This window comes from Arthrobacter sp. MMS24-T111 (assembly GCF_054888995.1).
Genome location: NZ_JBTZRO010000001.1, coordinates 550030 through 575346 on the forward strand (window position 1 = coordinate 550030; position 25317 = coordinate 575346).

15 protein-coding genes and 2 pseudogenes are annotated in these 25317 nt (G+C 65.6%); 10 read left to right on the plus strand and 7 right to left on the minus strand.

The genetic code is table 11. The features are described 5' to 3' along the window. The first annotated feature begins 92 nt into the window (after nt 1–92). The 3 genes from ACX5I6_RS02530 (at nt 93) to ACX5I6_RS02540 (ending at nt 4223) form a co-directional block, all read left to right on the plus strand. Nucleotides 93–1127: a quaternary amine ABC transporter ATP-binding protein gene (locus ACX5I6_RS02530; RefSeq protein ID WP_461839359.1), complete on the plus strand. Its 1035-nt coding sequence runs from the start codon at nt 93–95 to the stop codon at nt 1125–1127. Continuing rightward, nucleotides 1127–3154, plus strand: a complete 2028-nt coding sequence (locus ACX5I6_RS02535) for an ABC transporter permease (RefSeq protein ID WP_461839360.1) — start codon at nt 1127–1129, stop codon at nt 3152–3154. Before ACX5I6_RS02530 ends, ACX5I6_RS02535 begins: the two co-directional genes overlap by 1 nt. Nucleotides 3155–3245: 91 nt before the next feature. Beyond that, nucleotides 3246–4223, plus strand: a complete 978-nt coding sequence (locus tag ACX5I6_RS02540; RefSeq protein ID WP_206073928.1) for an ABC transporter substrate-binding protein — start codon at nt 3246–3248, stop codon at nt 4221–4223. Between the two features lie 148 nt (nt 4224–4371). Here the strand turns inward: ACX5I6_RS02540 and ACX5I6_RS02545 are convergent. Next, nucleotides 4372–5051 (minus strand): annotated as a pseudogene (locus ACX5I6_RS02545) (GntR family transcriptional regulator). Between the two features lie 125 nt (nt 5052–5176). Between ACX5I6_RS02545 and purU the strand changes: the two are divergent. From purU to ACX5I6_RS02575, 6 genes are all read left to right on the plus strand, one after another. Next, nucleotides 5177–6082 carry a formyltetrahydrofolate deformylase gene (gene purU, locus ACX5I6_RS02550; protein ID WP_285247848.1) on the plus strand — a complete coding sequence of 302 codons (906 nt, stop codon included), beginning with the start codon at nt 5177–5179 and terminating at the stop codon, nt 6080–6082. Between the two features lie 50 nt (nt 6083–6132). After that, entirely contained in the window at nt 6133–8625 is a 2493-nt protein-coding gene (locus ACX5I6_RS02555; protein WP_461839361.1) for a GcvT family protein, read from the plus strand. A 4-nt stretch (nt 8626–8629) separates the two neighbouring features. Further along, a complete protein-coding gene (locus tag ACX5I6_RS02560) occupies nt 8630–9256 on the plus strand; it encodes a cyclodeaminase/cyclohydrolase family protein (protein WP_461839362.1) in 627 nt (208 codons plus the stop codon). Next, the gene (locus ACX5I6_RS02565; protein WP_461839363.1) at nt 9253–10158 is read left to right on the plus strand and encodes a bifunctional 5,10-methylenetetrahydrofolate dehydrogenase/5,10-methenyltetrahydrofolate cyclohydrolase; all 906 of its coding nucleotides are present in this window, start codon (nt 9253–9255) and stop codon (nt 10156–10158) included. The genes ACX5I6_RS02560 and ACX5I6_RS02565 overlap by 4 nt, the downstream gene beginning before the upstream one ends. A gap of 433 nt (nt 10159–10591) precedes the next feature. Next, nucleotides 10592–11983: an MFS transporter gene (locus ACX5I6_RS02570; RefSeq protein WP_461839364.1), complete on the plus strand. Its 1392-nt coding sequence runs from the start codon at nt 10592–10594 to the stop codon at nt 11981–11983. Nucleotides 11984–12228: 245 nt separating this feature from the next. Continuing rightward, a complete protein-coding gene (locus ACX5I6_RS02575) occupies nt 12229–14736 on the plus strand; it encodes a GcvT family protein (protein ID WP_461839365.1) in 2508 nt (835 codons plus the stop codon). A 175-nt stretch (nt 14737–14911) separates the two neighbouring features. Here ACX5I6_RS02575 and fdhA read toward each other — a convergent pair whose 3' ends face one another. The 3 genes from fdhA to ACX5I6_RS02590 form a co-directional block, all read right to left on the minus strand. Further along, nucleotides 14912–16126: a formaldehyde dehydrogenase, glutathione-independent gene (gene fdhA, locus ACX5I6_RS02580; protein ID WP_461839366.1), complete on the minus strand. Its 1215-nt coding sequence runs from the start codon at nt 16124–16126 to the stop codon at nt 14912–14914. Between the two features lie 136 nt (nt 16127–16262). Next, nucleotides 16263–17675, minus strand: a complete 1413-nt coding sequence (locus ACX5I6_RS02585; protein ID WP_461839367.1) for a ferredoxin reductase — start codon at nt 17673–17675, stop codon at nt 16263–16265. Continuing rightward, entirely contained in the window at nt 17672–18976 is a 1305-nt protein-coding gene (locus tag ACX5I6_RS02590) for an aromatic ring-hydroxylating oxygenase subunit alpha (RefSeq protein ID WP_461839368.1), read from the minus strand. Before ACX5I6_RS02590 ends, ACX5I6_RS02585 begins: the two co-directional genes overlap by 4 nt. Nucleotides 18977–19345: 369 nt before the next feature. Here ACX5I6_RS02590 and ACX5I6_RS02595 point away from each other — a divergent pair, with 369 nt between their 5' ends. Then, a complete protein-coding gene (locus ACX5I6_RS02595) occupies nt 19346–20914 on the plus strand; it encodes an HNH endonuclease signature motif containing protein (RefSeq protein WP_461841657.1) in 1569 nt (522 codons plus the stop codon). 192 nt (nt 20915–21106) lie between these two features. Here the strand turns inward: ACX5I6_RS02595 and ACX5I6_RS02600 are convergent. The 3 genes and pseudogenes from ACX5I6_RS02600 to ACX5I6_RS02610 all read right to left on the minus strand — a co-directional run bounded on the left by ACX5I6_RS02600 (nt 21107) and on the right by ACX5I6_RS02610 (nt 25284). Beyond that, nucleotides 21107–23462, minus strand: a pseudogene (locus ACX5I6_RS02600) (FdhF/YdeP family oxidoreductase). A gap of 98 nt (nt 23463–23560) precedes the next feature. Then, nucleotides 23561–24181: an MBL fold metallo-hydrolase gene (locus ACX5I6_RS02605; RefSeq protein WP_461839369.1), complete on the minus strand. Its 621-nt coding sequence runs from the start codon at nt 24179–24181 to the stop codon at nt 23561–23563. Further along, nucleotides 24178–25284 (minus strand): S-(hydroxymethyl)mycothiol dehydrogenase, encoded by a 1107-nt coding sequence (locus ACX5I6_RS02610; RefSeq protein WP_461839370.1) that lies wholly within the window; start codon nt 25282–25284, stop codon nt 24178–24180. Before ACX5I6_RS02610 ends, ACX5I6_RS02605 begins: the two co-directional genes overlap by 4 nt. Between the last annotated feature and the right edge of the window lie 33 nt (nt 25285–25317).

Below are 25317 nucleotides of genomic sequence, written 5' to 3' on the forward strand. Positions count from 1 at the left end.
CGGAACGGATTCTCCCTGCGCCGGCGCGCGGCAAAATCTCTACCCCACCCGAAGCATGCGGTTCCAGCCTCCACCCAAGCAGGAGTACAGCCATGAACAACCCCGCCATTTCAGTTCGCGACCTTTGGAAGGTCTTCGGACCAGGGGGAGAGAAGATCCCGGGAGACCGGGAACTGTCCGCCCTTGGCTCCGCAGAACTGCTCGAACGCACCAGCTGCGTTGCCGCGGTCCGCAACCTGAGCTTCGACGTGGCAAAAGGCGAAGTCTTCGTGGTCATGGGATTGTCCGGATCAGGCAAATCCACCCTGATCCGTTGCCTTACCAGGCTCATCGAACCGACATCCGGACAGGTCCTGGTGGACGGCAACGATGTCCTGCAGGCAGGCGTGGCTGAACTTCGGGAGCTTCGCCGGCGGAAAGTGTCGATGGTTTTCCAGCACTTCGGCCTGCTGCCGCACAGAACGGTCCTGGACAACGTCTCGTACGGACTGCAGATACGCGGAACGGCGAAGAACGAACGCCACGCCAGGGCCCGGGAAATCATTGAACTGGTTGGGCTTAAAGGCTACGAACAGCACTACCCGGACCAACTGTCCGGCGGTATGCAACAGCGGGTCGGCTTGGGCCGGGCATTGGCCGGAGACCCCGACACCATTCTCTTCGATGAACCCTTTTCGGCCTTGGATCCGCTCATCCGGCGTGACATGCAGGCGGAAGTCATCCGGCTCCACAAGGAAATGGGCAAGACCATGGTGTTCGTGACCCACGACCTCGCCGAAGCGCTGAAACTCGGAGACCGGATCCTGATCATGCGCAACGGAGAGCCTGTCCAGTGCGGCACCGGTGACGACCTTGTAGGCTCCCCGGCGGACAAATACATCGAGGACTTCGTCTCGGAAGTCCCCCGTGCCGACGTCTTGACCCTCAAATGGATCACGCGACCGCTGGCCGACACCACGCCCAGGGACGCAGCGGTGCTCAACTCCAGGATGATCATCCGCGACGCCATCCCGGCCGTCATGCACTCCACCTGCCCGGTCCTGGTCGAAGAGGGCGGCAGGATCACCGGACAGATCGACCGCGACAGCATTCTTTCGGTGCTGCAACCGGCAGAAGCGGCGGCCTGATGTCTGCCCTCCTCGAAAAACAGAACACCATCCAGGCTGCCCCCATCATCCTTGAAGCACGCCGCAGGCCGAGCCGAAAGACAGTCCTCCTGCTGGCCGCCGGCGCACTCTGGATCCTGGGATTCCTGCTCCTCAACGGCACGGCAACCCTGGCGTTGCCGGCCTCTGAACTGACGGACCTGCACCGCTCGCTGAACCAATTCAACGCCTGGGTGGCGGCAAACCGTGCTGACAACCCGGTTTTCCTCTACTTTTTCACGCCGCTTCGGACCGCCGTGGATGCGGTAGCGAACCTGTTTACCACCACCTTCGCAGCAACCTCCACCGGCCTGCGCCTTCCGGAAATCGGCTGGCTGGGAACGGTAGGCCTGCTCACCTGGATCGCACTCGCCGTCGGCAATGTCCGGGTAGCCCTGCTGACGGCAGTGGTCTTTGTCTTCTTCGGATTTCAAGGGCTGTTCGTGGAAGCCACCTACACGTTCGCCCTGGTTTTGACGTCCGTGCTGCTGACCCTGCTGGTGGGCATCCCGCTTGGCGTACTGTCCGGCATCTACGGCAGGGTAGCCCGGGTCATCACCCCCGTGCTGGATTTCATGCAGACGCTGCCCACCTTCGTCTACCTCGCTCCGCTTGCCCTGGTCTTCCTGATCGGGCCGGCGTCGGCGGTGATCGCCACGGTGATCTACGCTGCTCCACCCGTCATACGCCTCACCGCACACGGTATCCGCCGCATTCCGGAGAACACCCGCGAAGCGTCCGACTCGCTCGGCACCACCGGCCTGCAACGGCTGCTGACATTGCAGCTGCCCATGGCGCGCCGGACCATCGTGATGGGTATCAACCAGGGGACCATGGCCGCCCTGTCCATGGTGACCATCGCCGCCCTGATCGCCGCTCCGGGCCTTGGCCAGACGGTAGTCCGGGCCCTGCAGTCCCTGGACGTCGGTACTGCAGTCAATGCCGGCCTCTCCATCGTCCTGCTGGCCATCGTGCTGGACCGGGTGACCACAGCAGCCAGCCGGCGCGCGGAACCCGGCGCAGCCGCCAAACGCCGCCTGGGCCGCAAGGCGCGCGCGGGACTCCTCGGGATCGCGCTGGCCGTGGTCCTGGTCATGGTGCAGTTGTCCAGGACCATGCTGTGGGCAGCAGCCTTTCCCCAGGACCTCAACGTAGGACCGGCCATCGTCCAGGCGGTGAACACGGCCAGCCATTGGCTGCAATCGAACGTGTCGCTGTTCACGGTCTCCCTGCGTGAAGGTGTTACCGGAGCAATCCTCAACCCGTTCCAGTCGTTGCTGACCGAGACGCCCTTCTTCATCCTCGTCGCAGTCATCGCCATCGTGGCCTACGCACTGGGCGGCTGGAAGCTCGCTGCCGTAACAACTGCCTGCCTGGGAGTCATCATCTACCTCGGGCTCTGGAGTGACGCCATGGTTACCCTCGCCGGAACCCTCGTTGCCACCGCCGTGGTGATGGTTTTGGGAATTGTCTTTGGCGTGGCCATGGGCCGGTCCAGCCGCGTTGACCAGCTCATGCGGCCCCTGCTCGACGCGGGACAGACTATGCCCTCCTTCGTCTACCTCGTGCCCTTCCTTGGCCTCTTCGGAGCCACCCGCTTCACCGCGATCATCGCGGGCATCATCTACGCCGCCCCGGTCGCCATCAAGATCACCGCCGATGGAATCGCGGCGATCTCCCCAACTGTCGTCGAGTCGGCAATCGCCAGCGGTTCGACGCCGTGGCAGGTGATCACCAAGGTGCAGCTGCCCATGGCCAGGCAATCCCTGGCGCTCGCGGCGAACCAGGGGCTGATCTACGTGTTGGCCATGGTGGTGGTGGGAGCCTTGGTGGGCGCCGGCGGGCTCGGTTACGACGTCGTGGCAGGCTTCGTCCAGAGCTCCATCTTCGGCAAGGGCCTCGCGGCCGGCCTGGCCATCGTGTTCCTCGGAATCATGATGGACAGGATGACGCAGGCTGCCGCGGCCGCCCCGGCGCGCAGAATCCCGGTGTCCACGTCCGCCACGTAAGCGTTCCAGCGCCGCTTACCCCCGAATTCCCCCTGAAAACTTGCCTGCTCGCAGGCGAGAAGTCCCGTATGCCCTATCAAGGAGACCCACCATGAAGAAAGCTGAAAGGCTGATAAAACGCACCTTGCCGGCAATGGCCGGAGCTGCTGCCGCCGCCCTGTTCCTCGCAGGCTGTGGCGGTGCATCGGTCAACCAGGCCGCTGCGGCCGGCGGTGCCACGGGAACGCCCTGCGGCAACGTGAACGTCGCCATGAACGCGTGGGTGGGCTACACCGCTGACGCGGCCGTCTACAGCTACGTGGCGAAAAACAAGCTCGGCTGCAGCGTCGTCCAGAAGGACCTCAATGAGCAGGTCTCCTGGCAGGGCTTCGCCTCAGGGGAGGTGGACCTCATTATCGAAAACTGGGGGCACGCCGACCTGGCGAAGCAGTACATCACCGACCAGAAGGTGGCCGTCGATGCCGGCCCAACCGGAAATGAAGGGCACATCGGCTGGTACGTTCCGCCATGGATGGCAGAGAAGTACCCGGACATCACCGACGGCCAGAACCTCAATAAATACGCTTCGATGTTCACCACATCGGAGTCCGGCGGTAAGGGACAGGTCCTTGACGGCGACCCGGCCTTCGTAACCAACGACGAGGCACTGGTGAAGAACCTGAACCTTGACTACAAGGTGGTCTTCGCCGGATCGGAAGCGGCACTCATCCAGTCATTCCGGACGGCGCAGCAGAACAAGACCCCCCTTCTCGGCTACTTCTACGAGCCGCAGTGGTTCCTTTCCGAGGTTCCGTTGAAGAAGGTGAACCTGCCGGCGTGGACCGAGGGCTGCGACTCCAACCCCGAGAAGGTTGCGTGCGACTACCCGACCTACAAGCTCAACAAGGTCATGTCGAAAAAGCTGGCGGACAGCGGCTCGCCGGCCGCCAAGCTGGCGAAGGCATTCACCTGGACCAACGAGGACCAGAACTCGGTTGCGACAGATATCCAGGGCGGCATGACGCCTGAAGCGGCGGCAAAGAAGTGGGTGGATGCCCACCAGAGCGTGGTGGATGGTTGGCTTAGCTGACACGCGTTCCCAGTGACATACAAAGGGAAGCAGCCCGGAGGACTTCAGCGCCGGACTGCTTCCCTTGGTCTTTGCAGCCGCGCACGCAAGCTCACTGAGCAGCCAGGCTTCCACGCTGCGGCCGGGCAGCCGGGCCCATGCAGTGGACCTAGGCGTTGAAGAGCGCCTCGCGCACCGCATGTTCGAAGCCGCTCACGTGGACCTTGGCAAGCTCGGAAGCCCGCTCCTCGTCGCCGTCGATAACGGCCCGGAGCAGATCGAGGTGTTCGCGCACGTGGTGCGACAGGTCAGGCAGGCGGTCGATCACCATGCACCAGATCCGCGTTGCCAGGTTGTCGTACCGGATCAGGATGTCCTCCAGGTGGGGGTTGGCAGCGGCAGCATAGATACCCCGGTGCACCCGGGCATCCAGTTGCAGTGTCTCGGTCACGGTTGCCGCGGCAACGTCGAATGCCTCGACCCTCTCGAGCGTGGCCCGCAACCCGTCCCGGACCGCAGGGGAGGCCACCCGGGCGGCCCGGGCGGCCGCAACGGGCTCAAGCTGGGCCCGGATCTCGGAGATGAAGGAAAGGTCCGTCACGTCCACCCGGGTGGCGAAAGTACCCCGCCGCGGGTAGGTCTTCACCAGCCGGTCCAGCTCCAGCCGCTTCAGGGCTTCGCGCACCGGAGTCCGCCCCATGCCCAGATTCTTGGCAAGGGCTCGTCGTTGAGCAGTTCGCCCGGCTTGATTTCCAACATCAGCAACCAGTCGCGGATGCTCTCATAGGCGACATCCGCCAGCGATTTCCTGCCGGCGTCGTCCGCCGCCGCCAAAGCTTCGATTGCCATGCTGAGCCCCTTCTTCGCAACCTGGAAAAAACTATTGACCTCGCTTGTGGACCAGTATACGCTGGCATCCAATCTAATATATCAGTCCGCAGCTTTTGAATATATCTAGAAGAAGGAGGAGGGACATGACCCTCATCGAAACAGCTTCAGCAACCGCCACCCTGCCGGCGCTCAAGGAAGAGCAGACGCAGAAGTTCGTGCTGACCCTGTCCTGCCGTGAGCAGGCCGGAATTGTGCAGGCCGTGACCACGTTCCTCTTCGAACGTGGCTTCAACATCGACGAACACCAGCAGTTCGACGACAGCCTGCGCGAGACGCTCCACCTGCGCACAGCGTTCTCCGGCTCCCCCAGCTACACGCCAGCGATGCTCGAAGAAGAGTTCGCCGGCATCGCCAGCCGCTTCGACATGAAGGCCAGCTTCCACGGCCAGACCCCCAAGCGCGTCCTGGTCATGGTGTCCAAGTTCGGCCACTGCCTGAACGACCTCATCTTCCGGTGGCGCGGCGGCAGCCTCGGCGCAGAGCTGGTAGCGGTGGTTTCCAACCACGAAACCCACCGCGCCATGGCGGAAGCCGCAGGGCTGCCTTTCATCTACGTCCCCGTCACCCCGGACACGAAGGCCGACGCCGAGCGCCGGCTCCTGGAGCTGGTGGATGAGTTCAACGCCGACCTCGTGGTCCTGGCCCGCTACATGCAGGTGCTCTCAAATGACCTGTGCCGCGCCCTGGAGGGCCGAGCCATCAACATCCACCACTCGTTCCTCCCCGGTTTCAAGGGCGCGCGCCCCTACCACCAGGCCTACGACCGCGGCGTAAAACTGGTGGGTGCCACCGCCCACTACGTCACGGCGGACCTGGATGAGGGTCCAATCATCGAGCAGGAAGTGATCCGCGTGGACCACACCTATGGCCCGGCGCAACTGTCCACCGTGGGCCAGGACGCCGAGGCGCTGGCCCTCTCCCGCGCCGTCCGCTGGCACTGCCAGCACCGGGTGCTGCTGGACCAGACCAGCACCGTGGTGTTCCGGTGAGCACCGGCCCTTACCCAGGCACAATCCGTAAAGCAGCAGGAGAAACCACTTTGGAATCGTCGCCACGCATTGTCATTATCGGAGCCGGCATCGTCGGCACCAACCTCGCGGATGAACTCGTCACGCGGGGCTGGAACAACATCACCGTCCTGGACCAGGGGCCCCTCAACATGCCCGGCGGTTCGACCTCGCACGCTCCGGGACTGGTCTTCCAGACCAACCCTTCCAAGTCCATGGCCCTGTTCGCCAAGTACACCGTGGAGAAACTGCTGTCCCTCACCGAAGACGGTGTCGGCTGCTTCAACCAGGTGGGTGGCCTGGAAGTCGCCACCACCGAAACCCGGCTCGCGGACCTGAAGCGCAAGCTCGGCTACGCGCAGGCTTGGGGCATCGAGGGCTTCATCCTCTCCCCGGCAGAATGCAAGGCGCTCTACCCGCTCATCAACGACGAGGACATCCTGGGCGGCCTCCACGTTCCCAGCGACGGCCTGGCCAGCGCCGCCCGCGCGGTCCAGTTGCTGATTAAGCGCACCGAGGCAGCCGGCGTTATGTACATCGGAAACACCGAAGTCACCGGCCTCGAACAGTCAGGCCGCCGCGTCACCGGAGTCCAGACGCCCGACGGCGTGATCCCGGCAGACATCGTGGTCTCCTGCGCCGGGTTCTGGGGCGCAAAGGTGGGAGAGCTGATCGGCATGTCCGTGCCGCTGCTGCCGCTGGCACACCAGTACGTCAAGACCACGCCGGTGCCGGCCCTGAAGGGGAAGAACGAGCTGCCCAACGGTGCACAGCTCCCCATCCTCCGCCACCAGGACCAGGACCTCTACTACCGCGAACACGGCGACCGGTACGGCATTGGCTCCTACGCCCACAAGCCCATGCCCGTGGACCTGGATGAACTCGGCAGCTTCAAGCCGGACGAGATCAGCGAACACCACATGCCGTCCCGCCTGGACTTCACCGTGGAAGACTTCCTCCCGGCGTGGGAGGCCACCAAGCAGATTCTGCCTGCCCTGCGCGAAAGCGAAATCGAGGACGGTTTCAACGGCATCTTCTCCTTCACCCCGGACGGAGGCTCGCTGGTGGGTGAGTCCAAGGAACTGGACGGCTTCTTCGTGGCCGAAGCCGTGTGGGTCACCCACTCGGCGGGCATTGCCCGCGCCGTGGCCGAGCTCCTGGTGGACGGCAAGTCCTCCATCGACCTGGGCGACTGCGACATCCACCGCTTCGAGGACGTCCAGCTGACCCCGGAATACGTCAGCGAAACCTCGCAGCAGAACTTCGTGGAGATCTACGACGTCCTGCACCCGCTGCAGCCCAAGCTCTCGCCGCGGAATCTGCGCGTCAGCCCCTTCCACGCCCGGCACAAGCAGCTGGGCGGCTTCTTCCTGGAAGGTGCCGGCTGGGAGCGGCCCTACTGGTTCGAGGCCAACGCCGAACTCCTCAAGGAAATGCCCGCTGACTGGCAGCCGCCGGCCCGCGACTCCTGGTCCGGCATGTTCAGCTCGCCCATTGCCGCGGCTGAGGCCTGGAAGACGCGCACCGCCGTCGCCATGTACGACATGACCCCGCTGAAGCGCCTCGAAATTTCCGGGCCCGGCGCCTTGAAGCTGCTGCAGGAACTGACCACCGCAGAAATGGACAAGAAGCCCGGAGCCGTCACCTACACGCTGCTGCTGGACGGGCAGGGCGGGGTCCGAAGCGACATCACCGTGGCCCGCCTGGACGAGCAGACCTTCCAGCTTGGCGCCAACGGCAACATCGACACCGCCTACTTCGACCGGGCAGCCCGGCACCAGACAGCAAGCGGCAGCGCCGAAGACTGGGTCCAGGTCCGCGACACCACCAGCGGCACCTGCTGCATCGGCCTCTGGGGCCCGCTGGCCCGGGAGGTGGTCGGTGCGGTCAGCAGCGACGACTTCTCCAACGACGGCCTGAAGTATTTCCGGTCCAAGCAGGTGGTCATCGGCGGCGTCCCGGTCACCGCCATGCGACTGTCCTACGTCGGTGAGCTTGGCTGGGAACTGTACACCAGCGCCGACAACGGCCAGCGCCTCTGGGATGCACTGTGGAAGGCCGGCCAGCCGTTCGGCGTCATCGCGGCCGGGCGGGCCGCATTCAGCTCGCTCCGCCTGGAAAAGGGCTACCGCTCCTGGGGCACGGACATGACCACCGAGCACGATCCCTTCGAAGCCGGACTGGGCTTCGCGGTGAAGATGGCCAAGGACAACTTCGTCGGGAAGGCGGCCCTGGAAGGCCGCACCGAGGAGAACTCCGCGCGTCGCCTGCGCTGCCTCACGGTCGACGACGGCCGCAGCCTGGTGCTCGGCAAGGAACCGGTGTTCTACAAGGACCAGGCAGTTGGCTACGTGACCAGCGCCGCCTACGGCTACTCGGTCAGGAAACCGATCGCCTACTCCTACCTGCCCGCCGAAGTTTCGATCGGCGACTCCGTGGAGATCGAGTACTTCGGGCGCAGGATCGTCGCCACGGTCACCCAGGACCCGCTGTACGACCCGACCATGACCCGGCTCCGCGGGTAGGGCCATGATCAGCTCAGAGTCAATCGGCAGCTACCTCGCCCGGCTGGCCGCCAAGCAGCCGACGCCTGGCGGCGGTGCTGCCGCGGCGCTGCACGCCGCACAGGGTGCAGCGTTGGTGGCCATGGTGGCGCGGTACACCACCGGCGCCAAGTACGAGCAGCACGCGCCCCTGGTGCAGCGCATCACGGCGGAAGCCGACGGCCTTATCGAGGAGGCGCTGCAGCTGGCCGAGGCGGACGAGGCGGCGTTCCAGGCAGTTATCGACTCCTACAAGCTCCCGTCCGGCACCGATGACTTCAAGGCCGCACGTGCAGCCGGGATCCAGTCCGCACTCATCCAGGCGGCAGAAACACCCGCCCGGCTGGTCAAGGTGTCCGGCGACATCGTGGACCTGGCCACGGAGCTGTTCGAGGTCGCCAACGCCAACGTCATCAGCGACGTGGCGGCGGCCGCCGATGCCGCCAGGGCAGCCGCCACTACTGCACGCGTGAACATCGACATCAATGTCGTGGCGGTCAAGGACCCGGAGGCACGCGCCCGGCTTGCGCGGCAGACGGACGGCATTGAGGAAAAGGTGGTCTTGGCGGCAGATGCCCTCTCGGCCCGCGTGCGCGAAAGGATCCTTGGTTGAGCACAACAGTACTTTCGGGGAAGACGTTGGCCGGTCTATTCCAGCAGGAGGTCCAGGAAGAGGTCCGGTCGCTGCAACGTGAGGGCGTCCGACCGGTCGTGGCAGTGGTCATGGCAACCGGCGACGAATCAACGCACTGGTACGTCCGTTCCATCGAGCGGGCAGCAGACCGCGCCGGCGTCGGCTGCCGGATCATCGACCTGGGACACGACGCAAGGGAGCCGGTGCTGGCAAGCGTCCTGCGGGACCTCAGCGCCGAACCTTCCGTCAACGGCATCATCCTGCAGACACCGCTGCCTCCCGGTGTCCGGACCGACAACCTGGTGGGCCTCATCGCCCCGGAAAAGGACATTGACGGCGCCAATCCACTGAGCTTGGGACGCCTTGCCGTCGGTCAGCCGGCCTTTGCACCCGCTACCGCGCGCGCCGTCGTCGAAATCCTGGAGCATTACCGGATTCCGCTGGCGGGCAAGGGCGTTGTGGTGGTGGGCCGGTCCGCCGTAGTGGGCAAACCCTTGTCCCTCCTGCTGCTGGCACGCGACGCCGCCGTGACGGTCTGCCATTCCAGGTCGGGCCCGCTGGCCCGCTACACGAAGGATGCCGATGTGGTGGTGGTGGCCGCCGGCCGCGCCGGACTGCTGGGAGGCAGCGACGTCTCCTCCCGGACGGTGGTGGTCGACGTCGGCACGAACGTCCTTCCCGACGGCTCGCTGGTGGGTGACGTGGACGAAGCCAGCGTCACCGGGACGGCAGCGGCGCTCACTCCGGTTCCCGGCGGCGTGGGCTCAGTGACCACGGCGTTGCTGCTCCTTCACACTGTGGAGGCCGCACGCAGGCAAGTGTCATCCGCGCCGCCGGCGCCCAAGGCCCTGGAGACGCGGGTCCTGGAAGCCGCGGGCTAAGAACGCCACGGCGTTGGCAACGGGCGTCCCGTTCTCCGTGAAAGGTGCTTCGATGGGCCTAAGACCTGGGGAGGTATTCCTCATCGAAGCACCGTTTTCGGAAAACGGGACCCCGCCACGGGCGTGCCCCCGGAGCACGCGGCAGGACGCTTACGTGCTTCGTCTTCCACAGGACACACTCTTGACATTGAGTGTGAGCTAGCGCACGATCTTGTTGCATACAGCGAACGTTGTTGATTATCACGGAACGTAGCTCACCTGGATATGCTCCTCCCGCCCTTCCGACGCCATCCGCGATGGCCCTGGAAGCAGACGGACAAACTTATGAAGGCCGATCCGAAGGGGAGCCCGGCCCGCGCATCGGCCGCACACGCTGTCCGCATCCATGCCGCAGCGCCAGATCACTAAAGGAAACTGTTTATGACTTTCAAAGGTGCCAGCACCATCGATCAAGGCAGTGCCGAAGGGACCAGCCAAATTCAAACGCCGCTTCATGGTGCGGCTCGTCGCTGTCTTTATCGGCGGGATGTTCCTCGACGGCTACATCCTCGGAATCATCGGACCCGTCACCGGCCCCATGCGGTCAGACCTCCAGCTCGACGCACTGTCCCTGGGCATGATCGCCGCGGGCCCGCTGGCCGGGATCTTCGTCGGCTCCCCGCTGGCCGGCTGGGCTACTGACAAGTTCGGACGCAAGCCCATGTTCCTGGTGGACATGGGTCTGTTCCTGGTTGCCTCAGCGGCCCAGTTCTTCGTAACCTCCGGAGACTGTGCCGTGATCCAGCTGGCCATCATCCGGTTCATGATGGGTGTCGCGATCGGCGGCGAGTACTCGATCGGCGGCCCCTTGCTGTCCGAGTTCTCCCCTCCGAAGCTCCGCGGGCGGTTGCTCGGGCTGACCCTGATCGCCTGGTACGTCGGTTTCATGATGGCATTCATCATCGGCACGCTCCTGCACGAGGCCGGCACCCCCTGGCGCGTCGTCATCGGGACGAGCACCATCCTCGCGTTCGTCCTGTTCCTCGCCCGCATCGGCCTCCCCGAATCGCCAAGCTGGCTCATCACCAAGGGACGGCGTGACGAAGCACTCGCAATCGCCCACAAATATGTCGAATCGCCGCAGATGCACGACAGCATCACCGAGGAGATTGACCTGCGGATGATCCAGGAGGCCCAGGCCGCAAAGGGCAGGACCAAAATCAAGAACGCCTCCTTCGGAATGCTGTTCTCGAAGGAACACTGGCGCGCCACCGTCTTCACCTCGGGTTTTTGGTTCTGCGCGGTCACCCCGTACTTCGCGATCGCGACCTTCGCCGACGACGTGCTCACCCAGTTCGGCTTCGGCGGCGGCTGGGCCGGTGGAGTGGGGCTGTCCGCCCTTGCGGCCGCAGGTGTCGTCACCAGCGTGCTTCTGATCGACAGGCTCGGCCGCCGGATCCTCACCGTGCCCGGGCAGTGGCTCTGCGCAGGCATCCTGCTGGTCATTGGGGTCTGGGCGGACGCACCGGCGATCCTGGTGCTCGCCCTGTTCCTCGCCTTCTCCTTCTTCAATGCCGGCTACACCACATTGACCCAGGTCTATCCGGCCGAGGTATTCCCCGGCGACCTGCGCGGCATCGGCATGGGCTTCGCCGCAGCCTTCAGCCGTATTGGAGCCGCACTCGGCACCTTCGCCCTGCCCTGGGCGATCAGCAACATCGGTATGGGTCCAAGCATGGTCGTGGCCGCGGCGGTCGCATTACTCGGCGCAATACTCTCGCAATGGCTCGCGCCTGAGACGAAGGGGCGCACCCTCGCCGAGATCTCAACCAACTTCTCGCACTGACACCGGGCAACCCGCCGCAACACACAGGAGGCCTTCGCCGCACCAGCGGCGGAGGCCTCCGTTCTGCATCCAGCGCGCCTGTCACGGAGCCGGCTAAACACCGCTGAAACAGTGACGGCAGCCGACGCAACAAAGCCTTAAACCCTTGACATTCCCTGTGAGCTGCGCCACCGTGTTGCATATAGTGATGCGCGTTGCTTATAGCGAAGCGCGGAGCCACGCACCAACCAGGAGAACCACGAACTATGAGCGCATCACCCCGCGTCGTCATCATCGGAGCCGGCATCGTCGGCACCAACATCGCCGACGAGCTGGCAAGCCGCGGCTGGAACGACATCACCGTCGTCGAGCAGGGCCCGCTGGAGCTGGCCGGCGGCTCCACGTCGCACGCTCCGGGCCTCGTGTTCCAGAACAACCCGTCCAGGACCATGACGGAATTCGCGACCTACACCGTCAACAAGCTGCTCGCCCTGGGCAAGGATGGCCAGTCCTGCTTCAACCAGGTGGGCGGCCTTGAACTGGCAACAACTCCGGAGCGCCTGGCGGACCTCAAACGCAAGATGGGCGTGATGACCTCCTGGGGCGTCGAAAGCCGGATCGTGGACGCCGACGAATGCGAAAAGATCTACCCCCTGCTGAACACGGGGAAGCTCAGCGGCGGCCGGGAAGTCCTGGGCGGCCTGCTCATCCCCACCGACGGCCTCGCCCTGGCGGCCCGCGCCGTCCAGCTGCTGATCGAGCGAACACGCGAACACGGCGTCACCTACCGCGGGTCCACCACCGTCACCGGCATCGCCCGTGAGGGCGGCAAAGTCACGGGCGTCGAGACCTCCGCCGGTCTCATCCCTGCCGATATCGTGGTGTCCTGCGCAGGGTTCTGGGGCCGTGAGCTCGGCAAGATGGTGGGCCTGGAGGTTCCGCTGCTGCCGCTGGCCCACCAGTACGCGGTCACCACGCCGCTCGCCGAACTTGAGGGCGTCAACGAGCTGCCGAAGGGAGCCGGCAAGCCCATCCTGCGCTACCAGGACAAGGACCTGTACTACCGCGAGTGGGGCGACCGCATCGGCATCGGCAGCTACGCGCACCGGCCGATGCCGGTGGACATGTCTGCACTGCCGAAGGTCCCGGCCGGGGAGATGTCCGACCACCGCATGCCCTCCCGGCTGGACTTCACCCTGGAAGACTTCGTTCCCGCGTGGGAGGACAGCCAGGACCTGCTGCCGGCACTGCGCAGCACCGAAATCCAAGATGGCTTCAACGGCATCTTCTCCTTCACCCCCGACGGCGGACCGCTCATGGGCGAGGCGCCTGACCTCGAGGGCTTCTTCGTGGCCGAAGCCGTGTGGGTCACGCACTCGGCCGGCGTTGCCAAGGCCATGGCAGAACTGATCATCGACGGCCAGCCGCAGACAGACCTGCACGGCTGCGAACTGACCCGTTTCGAGAAGGTGCAGACCTCGGACGCCTACGTCAGCGAAACCTCGCAACAGAACTTCGTGGAAATCTACGATGTCATGCACCCGCTGCAGCCGCGTGAATCCCCGCGCGACCTGCGGGTCAGCCCCTTCAACGTCCGCCAAAAGGAGCTGGGCGCGTTCTTCCTGGAATCCGCCGGCTGGGAACGCCCGCACTGGTTCGAAGCCAACCGCGCGCTCCTCGAAGAACTCCCAGCCGAATGGCAGACCCCGGAGCGGGACTCCTGGTCCGCAATGTTCCACTCCCCCATCTCCGCCGCCGAAGCGTGGAAGACGCGCACCGCCGTCGGACTTTACGACATGACGCCGCTGAAGCGCCTCTCTGTCGCCGGCCCGGGCGCGCAGGCACTCCTGCACCGGCTCAGCACGGGCAACATCGCCAAGAAGCCGGGTGCCGTGACCTATTGCCTGTTGCTGGCGGACGACGGCGGCATCCGCAGTGACGTGACCGTGGCCAGGCTGGCGGAGGAAGAGTTCCAGTTGGGCGTCAACAGCAACGTTGACTTCGACTACCTCCGGGTGGAAGCCCGCCGGCAGTCCGCCGCCGACCCCGGCCAGTGGGTCCACGTCACCGACATCACCGGCAGCACCTGCTGCATCGGCCTGTGGGGTCCCCTGGCCCGCGAAGTGATTGGCAAGGTCAGCACCGACGACCTCACCAATGACGGCCTGAAGTATTTCCGGACCAAGGAAATCTCGGTGGGCGGCATCCCCGTCACGGCCATGCGGCTCTCCTACGTCGGCGAACTCGGCTGGGAGCTCTACACCACCGCCGAGTACGGTTTGAAGCTCTGGGACCTGCTGTTCGAGGCGGGCCAGGAGCACGGCATCATCGCTGCCGGCCGCGGCGCCTTCAACAGCATGCGCCTTGAGAAGGGCTACCGGCTGTGGGGCACGGACATGACGTCCGAGCACCACCCGTACCAAGCGGGCCTCGGTTTCTCCGTGGCCAAGGACAAGACCGGATTCGTGGGCGCCAAGGCCCTGGCGTCGCTCCGCGAGCAGCCGGCGGCGAAGATGCTGCGCTGCCTGACGGTCGACGACGGCACGTCAGTGGTGCTGGGCAAGGAACCGGTGTACGTGGCCGGGGAAGCCGCTGGTTACGTCACGAGCGCGGCGTATGGCTTCACCGTCGGCAAGCCCCTTGCCTACGCCTGGCTGCCCTCGTCGGTGTCCGAGGGGGACGCCGTGGAGATCGAGTACTTCGGCCGGCGCGTAGCCGCCACCGTCAGCGCCGAGCCGCTCTTTGACCCGGGCATGGAGCGCCTCCGCGGCTGATCTGCCCCATCCACCACAAGGTGGTTGGGCCTGCTTGAGACCGGCAGGCCCAACCGCCTCTTTTGTTGCCCGCGGAGCGCGCGCTGTTCCACCCCGGCATGCCAACGGCGGCACCCCTGCTGAGCGGGGCGCCGCCGTTGGAACCTTGCCGTTCTTCACAAACGGGAACCGCGCATCAGTTGTTGAGGTAGCCGTTCGGGTCCAGGACGTACTTCGTTGCCGCGCCGGCGTCGAACTCCGCGTACCCGCGCGGGGCGTCGTCAAGCGAAATGGCCTTGGCGTTGACCGCCTTGGCGATCTGGATCCGGTCATGGAGGATGGCCATCATCAGCTGCCGGTTGTACTTCATCACCGGGCATTGGCCCGTGGTGAAGGACAGGGACTTCGCCCAACCGGTTCCCAGGGACAGGGACAGGCTGCCCTTCCGTGCGGCTTCATCCGCGGCTCCCGGGTCCCCCGTGACGTAGAGGCCGGGGATACCCACGGAGCCGCCGGCGGTGGTGAGGTCCATCAGCGAGTTCAGCACGGTGGCAGGTGCTTCCTGGGCGCCGTGGCCGTGGCCGCGTGCCTCGAAGCCGACGGCGTCGATTCCGGAGTCGACCTCCCGGACGCCGAGGATCTGCTCGATCTGGTCTGCCGGGTCGCCGTTGGCCACATTGACGGTTTCGCAGCCAAAGGACCGGGCCTGGGCCAGGCGGTCCTCGTTGAGGTCGCCCACGATGACCACCGCAGCTCCCAGCAGTTGGGCGCTGGCGGCCGCGGCAAGCCCGACGGGGCCAGCACCGGCAACGTAGACGGTGGACCCGACGCCGACGCCTGCCGTGACTGCGCCGTGGAAGCCGGTGGGGAGGATGTCGGAAAGCATGGTCAGGTCCATGATCTTTTCCAGGGCCTGGTCCCGGTCCGGGAACCGCAACAGGTTCCAATCGGCGTAGGGAACCAGGACGTATTCCGCCTGCCCACCCACCCAACCGCCCATATCGACATAGCCGTAGGCAGAACCGGGGCGGTCCGGGTTCACGTTCAGGCAGATCCCGGTCTTGCGCTCCTTGCAGTTCCGGCACCGCCCGCAGGAGATGTTGAAGGGGACGGAGACAATGTCCCCCACCTTGATGAATTCGACGTCGGGTCCGGCCTCAATGACTTCGCCGGTGATTTCGTGGCCCAGTACGAGGCCGGCCGGGGCCGTCGTCCGGCCGCGGACCATGTGCTGGTCCGAGCCGCAGATGTTGGTGCTCACGGTGCGCACGATGACCCCGTGCGGCACCTTCCGGCCGACGTTGGCGGGATTGACACCGGGGCCGGCCTTCAGTTCAAACGACGGATACGGGGTATCGATGACCTCGACGACCCCCGGCTCCTTGTATGCAACGGCTTTGTTACCTGACATGGGCGTGGCTCCTATGGTTAGGGTTCAATTGCCACGGAAGGCCTGACGCCGGCTGCATCAGACCTTCCGTGTGGTTATGACTTTCACTTGCGTGAAACTTGGGACGGCGCGCGGCGCCGGCGGCTCAGGGAAGCGGCTAGGCGTCGATCACCATGTCGGTGCGCGCGGTGGAGCAGCAGGGAAGGAACTTGCCGGCATCGATTTCCCGTTTGCGGATTCCACCCTGGTGGTTCATGTCGATCTCCCCGGACAGCTTGACCACCTTGCAGGAGCCGCACATGCCCTCCTTGCAGTTGGCGCCGATCCGGACACCCGCCCGCTGCGCCACCCCAAGGATGGGTTCCTCCGGGTCGATCCGCACATTGATTCCGGTGCGCATGAAAGACAGGGTGAGGCTTCCGGTTCCCACGGTGTCGAAGCTGGACGCATCCGGGGTGGCGGCTTCGGTTGCGGCTCCGGCGGCGTCCACGGAGGCGGCTTCCGCGGAGGCCGGGGCTGCAGCTTCCAGCGCCAGTCCCGTGGCCTGCAGGGTTCCGTCATCGTCGTAGCCGGGTTCATAGATCCCGAACGCCGCCGGCTGGCTCTCGAAATAGTCCTCGGCGGACTCGGCGATCTCGTCCGCGATTTCCTCGGCGATGTCCGCCGCCAGGGCGAGCTCGGCCTGGTATTCGAGGAGGGTCTGCCGGTCGCCGGAGAAGAACTCCATGTAGATGGACGTATCGTCGACGCCCACGTTCTTGAGCAGTTCGGTGGCGGTGTTCAAATACCCCTCGGGTCCACAGGCGTACACCTGCCGGCCGTTGGCGTCGGGTGCCACCTCGTCGATCATGGCCGCCGTCAGCCTTCCGGTGAAGCCCTCCCAGTCCTCGGGCCTGCCGCGGTCGCCAAGGGCGTAGAAGACCTTGACGCGCGAGTCCACCGACGCGATGTAGGCCAATTCCCGGTGGAAGGCGAAGCCGCCGGCTTCCGCGCCGTGGTAAAGCACCACCACATCGGCGGTTCCGGGCAACGAGTGGATGGTCCGCAGCATCGACATGATGGGTGTGATGCCTGCGCCCGCGGCCAGGAAGAGGTACCGTGCCCGCCGATCGGCGTCAGGCAGGTGGAAGGCCCCGACAGGTCCCAGCATGTCCAGGACAGTTCCGGGCCTGACGTTCCCGTGCACCCACGGGGAAACCAGTCCGCCCGGGTCGCGCTTGACGGTGACGCTGAAGGTCCACGGTTCCGTGGGTGAACTGGACAGCGAGTAGCTGCGGTCCACCGGTTCCTGGTCCTCGCCGTTCACGGGGAAAGCGATATTCACGTACTGGCCCGCGCGGAACGCCAGGGGCGCGCCGTCGCAACGGCGGAAGACGAAGGTCATCATGCCGCCCGCTTCGGGAACGGTTTCGACGCATTCGGCCATGAACTCCTGCGGATGCCACGGGCCCAGCGCCTTGGCTGCGCTGGCCGGTCCTTCCATGCTGCCCATCACCCGGTTCCACGGCATTTCAAGGCCGCGGATGCGCTGTGGTTCCCGGACCGGCGCCTGAGTGAGGACGTCAATCATGCCAAGTGCTCCTGCACCCGCTGCACGTACCAGTTAATGAAGGCCTCCACCTGGTATTCGCTCTTCATGTAAGGGCCGGGCTCGTACGCGGGGCTGGCAGCACCCTGCTGGCACAGCTCGACGAACGCCTTGTCCTGCAGGTTGGTCTGCTTCCAGGTGTAGGTGAGCTTTTCGAGGTCGTAGTCAACGCCTTCCTCGGCGTCGTCAGCCACCAGCCAGGTGGTGCGGACCAAGGACTGGTGCTCGTTGATGGGGAAAACCCCGAACGTGATGACGTGGTCACCCAGGAAGTGGAACCAGCTGTTGGGCTGCAGGTGCATCGAGCAGCGGCCCAGGCGGAAGTCCCGAAGGTCGCCGAGCAGCTTCTTGGAGAGCCTGCGGCCGTCTGCGGAGAACGATTCGCCTTCGCCGTCCAGGGATTCCCGCGAGATGCGGATACCGGCAATGCGGGTGTCGAGTTCCTCCACCACCTCGTAGGGCAGGCCATAGCGGCGGCACCGCTCCTCAAGGGCGGACTGGGCTTCCTTGTTGCGGTCCCATACTTCCTCGAGGTGGGTCGGGATCAGACCCTCGGTCAGGCCCCACGTGGGGAACAGCGAGCAGGCGAGTTCCGGGTGCCCGTCGCAGTGGTAGCACTCACGGTTGTTCTCCATGACGAGCTTCCAGTTGCCCTCTTCGATGATGTTCTGCTGGTAGGCAATCTTCGTCTTGGACAGGTCGTGCGGCGCAAGGTAGGGCTCGAAGATCTTGGCGGTCTCGTCGAAGTCCGCCGGCGGCTCGTTCGCGATGCAGACGAAGATGAGGCCGGCAACTTCACGGCTGTGGGCACGCTTGAGCGCGAAGCAGTTCTTGTCGAACTTGGCCTCCCCCGGGGCGGAGGCGTGGATCAGGTTGCCCTCGGGCGAGTAGGTCCAGGAGTGGTAGCCGCAGACCAGGTTTCCAGTGGAACCGGCAGCTTCGGTCAGGACACGTGCACCGCGGTGGCGGCAGACGTTGTGCAGGACGTTGACCTCGCCGTCGTCGTTACGCAGCACGATCAGGGAGTAGGGGCCGTAGTCGACCGTGATGTAGTCGCCCGGCTCCGGCAGCTCGGCAACGCTGCCGGCAAAGATCCAGTGCTGGCCGAAAATGGCCTCCATGTCGAGCTTGAAGATTGTGGGGTCAGTGTAGAACGGGGCGTCAAGGGAGTAGCCGGTGCGCCGCAGGGCGAACAACTCGGTAATTTCAGCCAGCTGCTCGGCAGGCAATGCTGAGGCGAGCTTTCCGCGTGCGCTGAGGGGCGCGTTCACTGAGGTAGTCATGTGTTTCCTCCCGATAGGGCTGTGTAATAAGCGATTTGCGGTGATTACGGAGCAGACGGGGCAACAGGGTGTGCCAAGACGTCCTGTTCGCGAATGCGGGGAGGTCCATCAGCAAAAGAAGCGATGACACCGGAAGAATCTGGAAGCACCTAACGCAACACCAATCACCATATGCAACAGTGTGACTCCAGCCACGCTCACTGTCAATCAATTTCGGATATGACGAAAAAGCATGGTCGGTGGCACGGAGGACTGCCATCCCTGAACGTAAAGAATCCGGGACCGGAACCCATGTTTAACTGACCCCCCACTGCCGGGGACAAGCCCGGCAGTCCTCTGAATGTCGTACCCCCTCGTCATGATTGGTTTATAAGAAGGGCAGCGGTGGCTACGGCTTATGAGGACATCCGTGCTGCCCTGGCGGTGCTGAATGCCGAGGTGGAAGGAGCCGGTTCGGAGCCGTTTTCTGCGGCTGATCCGTTGGCTGGTGTGGCGGCTGGGTGCCTGGACATTCTGGCCGGTGCCCGGGCGGTCGAGGCCGGGTTCGCTGGCCTGAAGGCCAGGGCTGCGGTGACGTACGCGGAGAGCGCCGACGTGGTTGCCGGGCCGGATGTTCCCGTGCGGGCGCAGGAGATGGCGGTCGCGGCGGAGATCGGGTGCGTGTTGGCCCTGGGGCCGCGCGCCGCGTCGTCGTTCCTGACGGCCTCCCACGCCGTTGTTGCCTCGTTGCCGCTGACCTTGTCGGCGTTGCAGGGCGGGGTGATCTCCTGGCGCCACGCGGTGGTGATGGCGGATGAGACGGCGTGCCTGGATGCTGCGGGGGCGGCGGCGTTGGAAGGCCATTTCCTGGACCCGGACGCCCCGGACCCAGCACGGGGCTGCCCGGTGGGTGCGTTGCCGGCGCACCGGTTCAAGGCCAAGGCCCGGACCTGGCGGGAACGCCACCACGCCGAGAGCATCGAGGCACGCCACGTCAAGGGGGTGTCTGAGCGGCGGGTGGAGTTCCGGGCGGACCAGGACGGGATGGCCTGGCTCTCCGCGTGCCTTCCCGCGGACCAGGCCCTGGCGGGGTGGAACAGGCTCACCGCGACCGCCCGGGACCTGCGGGGCCCCGGCGAGGGCAGGACCCTGACCCAGCTCCGGGCCGACACCTTCGCCGACGCGATCCTCGGCAACGGCACCGGCGCCAGCGACACCGATGCAAGCGGCAGTGGCGGTTTGACCGAGGGTGCTAGTGGCAGCTCCTGCGACGGCGCGGGTGCTGGCGGCAGCTCCAGCGAACGTGTGGGCGCTGCCCGGGACCGTGTGCTGTCGCCGGTCCGGGCGCAGGTGCTGGTCACGGTTCCGGTGTTCTCGCTGATCGGCCTGACCGATGAGCCGGCGGTACTGGACGGGTACGGGCCCATTCCGCCGTCGATGGCACGGGAACTTGTCGCAAACGGTGCGGGGTCGTTTTACCGGGTGTTGGTGGACCCGCGGGACGGGGCCCCGTTGGAGATCGGCCGGACGAGTTACCGGGTCACAGGTCCGATGCGGGCGTGGTTGCGGATGCGGGATGGGAAGTGTCCGTTTCCGGGGTGCAGCAACAACTCCCTGGACAACGATGCCGATCACATCCTCGCCTGGGCCAAGGGCGGCACCACCGGAATCAGCAACCTGGGACAGCCCTGCCCGAAACACCACAAACTCCGACACGCCACCGGCTGGAAACCCACCACCGCCACCAAGAACGAACCACCCGGCTGGACCTCACCCACAGGCCGCCACTATCAAAGCGAACACCAAGACTGGGAACCACCGCGGTGGCCGGAAACCCAAGACCGCGTCCGGGTTCCCGAGGAGGGCAGCTCGCATTGCACTGTTCCGGACCTGGTGCAGATCCAGATATCCCCAGCAGAAGATTGGCTGGAGCTGGTCCTGCACGCGCCCTCCGCCTGACACGGTAAGTATGTTGCGGGCCCGCCAAGCGTCGTCCTCCGCTATGGCAAGGACCTCACCTGGAGGCCGGTCCCGACGGAGACCACCCGACCCAAATGCTGAGTGGGGGAACAGCGACGGCGACAGCCGGCACCTGCCGGATTGCCGCCGTCGTCATTGCCCGCACCGGCGCAGCTTCCCCACCCGGTGGGGCTAAGCGTGCCTGCCGGCCAGCTCCCCTGCAGATTCCTCGGCTGCTGCCGCCCCGCCCTGGTGCGGTTCGAACCGGACGAACATGGCCTTGAAGCCGGGGGTGTTGGATACGCGGGCCACGTTTTCCTTGTGGACCAAGGCGTTGGCTTCTGGGAAGTACGCGGCCGCGCAGCCCTTGGCGGTGGGATAGGCCACCAGCCGGAACTTGTCCGCCCTGCGGTCCACGCCCTGGAACGTGCTCACCACGTCCACGAGCTCGCGGTCCTGGAATCCCTGCTCGGCGAGGTCCTCGGGGTGGATCAGAATGACGCGGCGGCCGCCGGAGATGCCGCGGTAGCGGTCGTCCAGGCCGTAGAACGTGGTGTTGTACTGGTCGTGGCTGCGGATGGTCTGCAGCACCAGGTGCCCCGCGGGCGGGGTGAGGTATTCCAGCGGGCTCACAGTGAACCGGCCCCTTCCGATGTCCGTGGCGAACGAACGCGTGTCCCGTGGCGGGTTGGGGAGCACGAACCCGTTCCGGGTGCGGACCCTCGCGTTGAAGTCCTCAAAGCCGGGCAGCACGCGGGCGATGTGGTCGCGGATCACGTCGTAGTCCTCGGCCATGCCCCGCCAATCCACGGGGTGGTCCGGGCCAAAGGTGGCCTCCGCCATCCGTGCCACGATGACGGGCTCGGCGAGCAGATGTTCGGAGACCGGGGTGAGGCGGCCCTGGGTGGAGTGCACCACGGACATGGAGTCCTCCACGGACAGGAACTGTGCGCCGTTGGGATGCTTGTCGTCCTTGTCGGTGCGGCCAAGGGTGGGCAGGATCAGCGAGGTGCGGCCATGCACCACATGGGAGCGGTTGGGTTTGGTGCTGATGTGTACGGTCAGCCCGATCCGCTGCATGCCCGCCTCCAGGGCTTCGGTGTCCGAGCAGGCGAGCGAGAAGTTCCCGCCCATGGATACAAACACGTCCACCTCGTCCCGTTCAAAGGCCTCCATCGACTCCACGGCGTCGTAGCCGTGGTGCCGCGGGGAGGTGATGCCAAACTCGGCGTCCAAGGCCTGCAGGAGCCACTCCTTGGGTTTCTCCCAGATGCCCATGGTCCGGTCGCCCTGGACGTTCGAGTGCCCGCGGACCGGGCAGGCGCCGGCGCCGGGCTTGCCGAAATTGCCCTGCAGCAGCAGGACGTTGACCATTTCCTTGATGGTGTCCACCGAGTGCGGCTGCTGCGTCACGCCCAGCGCCCAGCAGAAGATCGAGGCCTTGGACGCCACCAGCATCGCCGCGACCTTTTCGATCTGCGCCCGGGTGAGTCCGGTGGCCTTTTCGGTCTCTTCCCAGTCCAGGATGCGCCGGGCTTCGCGGTAGGCATCGAACCCGTCCGTCTGGGCGACGATGAAGGAATGGTCGACGACGGTCCCCGGGTTGGCGGCCTCGGCCTCCAGCAGCAGGTGGCCGAGCGCCTGGAACAGCGCCAGGTCCCCGCCCACCTTGATCTGCAGGTATTCATCGGCCAAGGGCGTCCCGCCGCCCACCACCCCGGAAACGGTCTGCGGGTCCTTGAAGTTGAACAGGCCCGCTTCGGGCAGCGGGTTCACGGCCACCACCTTGCCGCCCTTGTCCTTGCATTCCTTCAACGCGGACAGCATCCGTGGATGGTTGGTGCCCGGGTTCTGGCCCACCACGAAGATCAGTTCGGCGTCGTGGATGTCATCCAGGGAGACGGTGCCCTTGCCGATGCCGATGGTCGGGTTCAAGGCCGAGCCGGAGGACTCGTGGCACATGTTGGAGCAGTCGGGCAGGTTGTTGGTGCCCAGGGACCGTGCGAACAGCTGGTACAGGAAGGCGGTCTCATTCGCGGTGCGGCCGGAGGTGTAGAAAACGCTGCGGTCCGGGGTGGTCGCCCGGAGATGTTCGCCGATCAGCTCGAACGCGCCGGCCCACGAGATCGGCGAGTAATGCGTCTCCCCTTCGCGGATCACCACCGGCTCGCTCAACCGGCCCTGGTTGCCCAGCCAGTACTCGGTCTTCTCCGAGAAGCTCGGCGATGGAGTGTTGGGCCCAGAACTCCGCACCAACGGTACGCAGGGTGTTCTCCTCGGCCACCGCCTTGGCGCCGTTCTCGCAGAACTCGGCGGCCTTGCGCTTCTTGTCCGATTCCGGCCACGCGCAGCCGGGGCAGTCGAAACCGCCCCGCTGGTTCAGCCGCAGCAGCGACTGCGCCGTCCGGGCCACACCCGCCTGCGCCACCGCACGCTCAAGCGCAACCATGACGGCCTTGACCCCGGCCGCCTCCGTCTTGGGCTTGTGGACCGAAAGATCGTCCTCATTGATGTCCCGAACGGGGGCGGGCTGCTTACCGAACTTCATCGTTCCAACGTCCTTACCGGCTTGTGCTGATTGATCGCCGGCGGAGGCGCGCCGGAACCTCCCGGCGCGCCTCCGCCGGGCGCTTTCCTGACTTCTGGTTACTGCGGAACCTTCGCCAGCGTTTCCTGCTCGGCGGCGATGGTGGTGTCCTCGCCGTGGCCGGTGCGGACCACGGTGCCGGCGGGCAGTGTCAGCAGCCGTTCGCGGATGGACGCCAGGATGGTGGGGTAGTCGCTGTAGGACCGTCCGGTGGCGCCCGGGCCGCCGTTGAACAGGGTGTCGCCGGTGAAGACCGTCCCTTCGCTTTCAAGGTAGAAGCAGGTGGACCCGGGCGAATGGCCGGGTGTGTGGATCGCCTGCAGGGCCGCCCCGCCAACTTCGAACACGTCACCGTCGGAGTGGTAGCGGTCCGGTGCGGCGTCCGGGTATACCTGCTCCCAGAGCACCAGGTCCTCCTGGTTCAGCAGGATCGGTGCGCCCAGTGCGTCCGCGACCTCACGCGCGGCACCGATGTGGTCATTGTGCGCGTGCGTGAGCAGGATAGCCTTCACCTTCCGGCTGCGGACCTGGTTGATGATCGCCGCGGCGTCGTGCGGCGCGTCGATGATGATGCATTCCTCGTCATTGCCCACGATCCAGACGTTGTTGTCCACGTCCCAGGTGCCGCCGTCGAGCGAAAAAGTGCCGGAGGTGACCAGGTTTTCGACGGTGACGCTCATGCGGACGCTCCGGCAGGCTGGACCTCGACGACGGAGCGCAGCACCTTGCCCTCATGCATCCGTTCGAAGGCCTCTTCCACCTGGTCGATGGTGATGCGCTCGGACACGAACGCGTCGAGGTCCAGGTTGCCCTGCTTGTAGTGCGAGACGAGCATGGGGAAGTCGCGGGAGGGCAGGCAGTCGCCGTACCAGGAGGACTTCAGCGACCCGCCGCGGCCAAAGACGTCCAGCAGCGGCAGCTCCAGCTGCATCTCCGGCGTCGGGACACCGACCAGCACCACGCGGCCGGCGAGGTCGCGGGCGTAGAACGCCTGCTTGTACGTTTCAGGGCGGCCGACGGCGTCAATCACCACGTCCGCTCCGTGGCCTCCGGTGAGGGCACGGATGGCTTCCACGGCGTCCTCCTGGCGCGAGTTCACGCCATGGGTGGCACCGAGGGACTTAGCCATGCCGATCTTGTTGTCGTCGATGTCCACGGCGATGATCGTCGTCGCACCGGCCAGCCTGGCGCCGGCGATCGCGGCGATGCCCACGCCGCCGCAGCCAATGACGGCCACGGATTCGCCGCGCTTGACCTCGCCGGTGTTGATCGCGGCGCCGATGCCGGCCATGATGCCGCAGCCCAGCAGGCCGACCGCGGCAGCGTCGACGTCGGGGTCCACCTTGGTGCACTGCCCGGCAGCGACCAGGGTCTTCTCAGCGAAAGCACCGATGCCCAGGGCAGGCGAAAGCTCGGTGCCGTCCTCGAGGGTCATCTTCTGCGTGGCGTTGTGCGTGTTGAAGCAGTATTGCGGCTGGCCCTTGGCACACGCCCGGCACTCCCCACAGACCGCACGCCAGTTCAGGATCACCCGGTCACCCGGGGCCACCTGGGTCACATCGGGGCCAACGGCACTGACAACCCCCGTGGCCTCGTGCCCGAGCAGGTACGGGAAGTCGTCACCGATACCGCCCTGCTTGTAGTGCAGATCCGTGTGGCAGACACCGCAGGTCAGGATGTCCACCAGCGCTTCCCCCGGCCCCGGATCCGGGACCAGGATGGTCTCCAACGACACAGGGGCGTTCTTCTCCCGGACAACGACTGCTTGAACTTTGTGGACCATGGTTCTTGTGTTCCTTTCCTGGATCCGGCCGGA

What these genes read in the sequence shown, in the direction of transcription:
- ACX5I6_RS02530 (WP_461839359.1), top strand. Translation starts at nt 93, where the DNA reads ATGAACAACCCCGCCATTTCAGTTCGCGACCTTTGGAAGGTCTTCGGA.
- ACX5I6_RS02535 (WP_461839360.1), top strand. Translation starts at nt 1,127, where the DNA reads ATGTCTGCCCTCCTCGAAAAACAGAACACCATCCAGGCTGCCCCCATC.
- ACX5I6_RS02540 (WP_206073928.1), top strand. Translation starts at nt 3,246, where the DNA reads ATGAAGAAAGCTGAAAGGCTGATAAAACGCACCTTGCCGGCAATGGCC.
- purU (WP_285247848.1), top strand. Translation starts at nt 5,177, where the DNA reads ATGACCCTCATCGAAACAGCTTCAGCAACCGCCACCCTGCCGGCGCTC.
- ACX5I6_RS02560 (WP_461839362.1), top strand. Translation starts at nt 8,630, where the DNA reads ATGATCAGCTCAGAGTCAATCGGCAGCTACCTCGCCCGGCTGGCCGCC.
- ACX5I6_RS02575 (WP_461839365.1), top strand. Translation starts at nt 12,229, where the DNA reads ATGAGCGCATCACCCCGCGTCGTCATCATCGGAGCCGGCATCGTCGGC.
- fdhA (WP_461839366.1), bottom strand. Translation starts at nt 16,126, where the DNA reads ATGTCAGGTAACAAAGCCGTTGCATACAAGGAGCCGGGGGTCGTCGAG.
- ACX5I6_RS02585 (WP_461839367.1), bottom strand. Translation starts at nt 17,675, where the DNA reads ATGATTGACGTCCTCACTCAGGCGCCGGTCCGGGAACCACAGCGCATC.
- ACX5I6_RS02590 (WP_461839368.1), bottom strand. Translation starts at nt 18,976, where the DNA reads ATGACTACCTCAGTGAACGCGCCCCTCAGCGCACGCGGAAAGCTCGCC.
- ACX5I6_RS02605 (WP_461839369.1), bottom strand. Translation starts at nt 24,181, where the DNA reads ATGAGCGTCACCGTCGAAAACCTGGTCACCTCCGGCACTTTTTCGCTC.
- ACX5I6_RS02610 (WP_461839370.1), bottom strand. Translation starts at nt 25,284, where the DNA reads ATGGTCCACAAAGTTCAAGCAGTCGTTGTCCGGGAGAAGAACGCCCCT.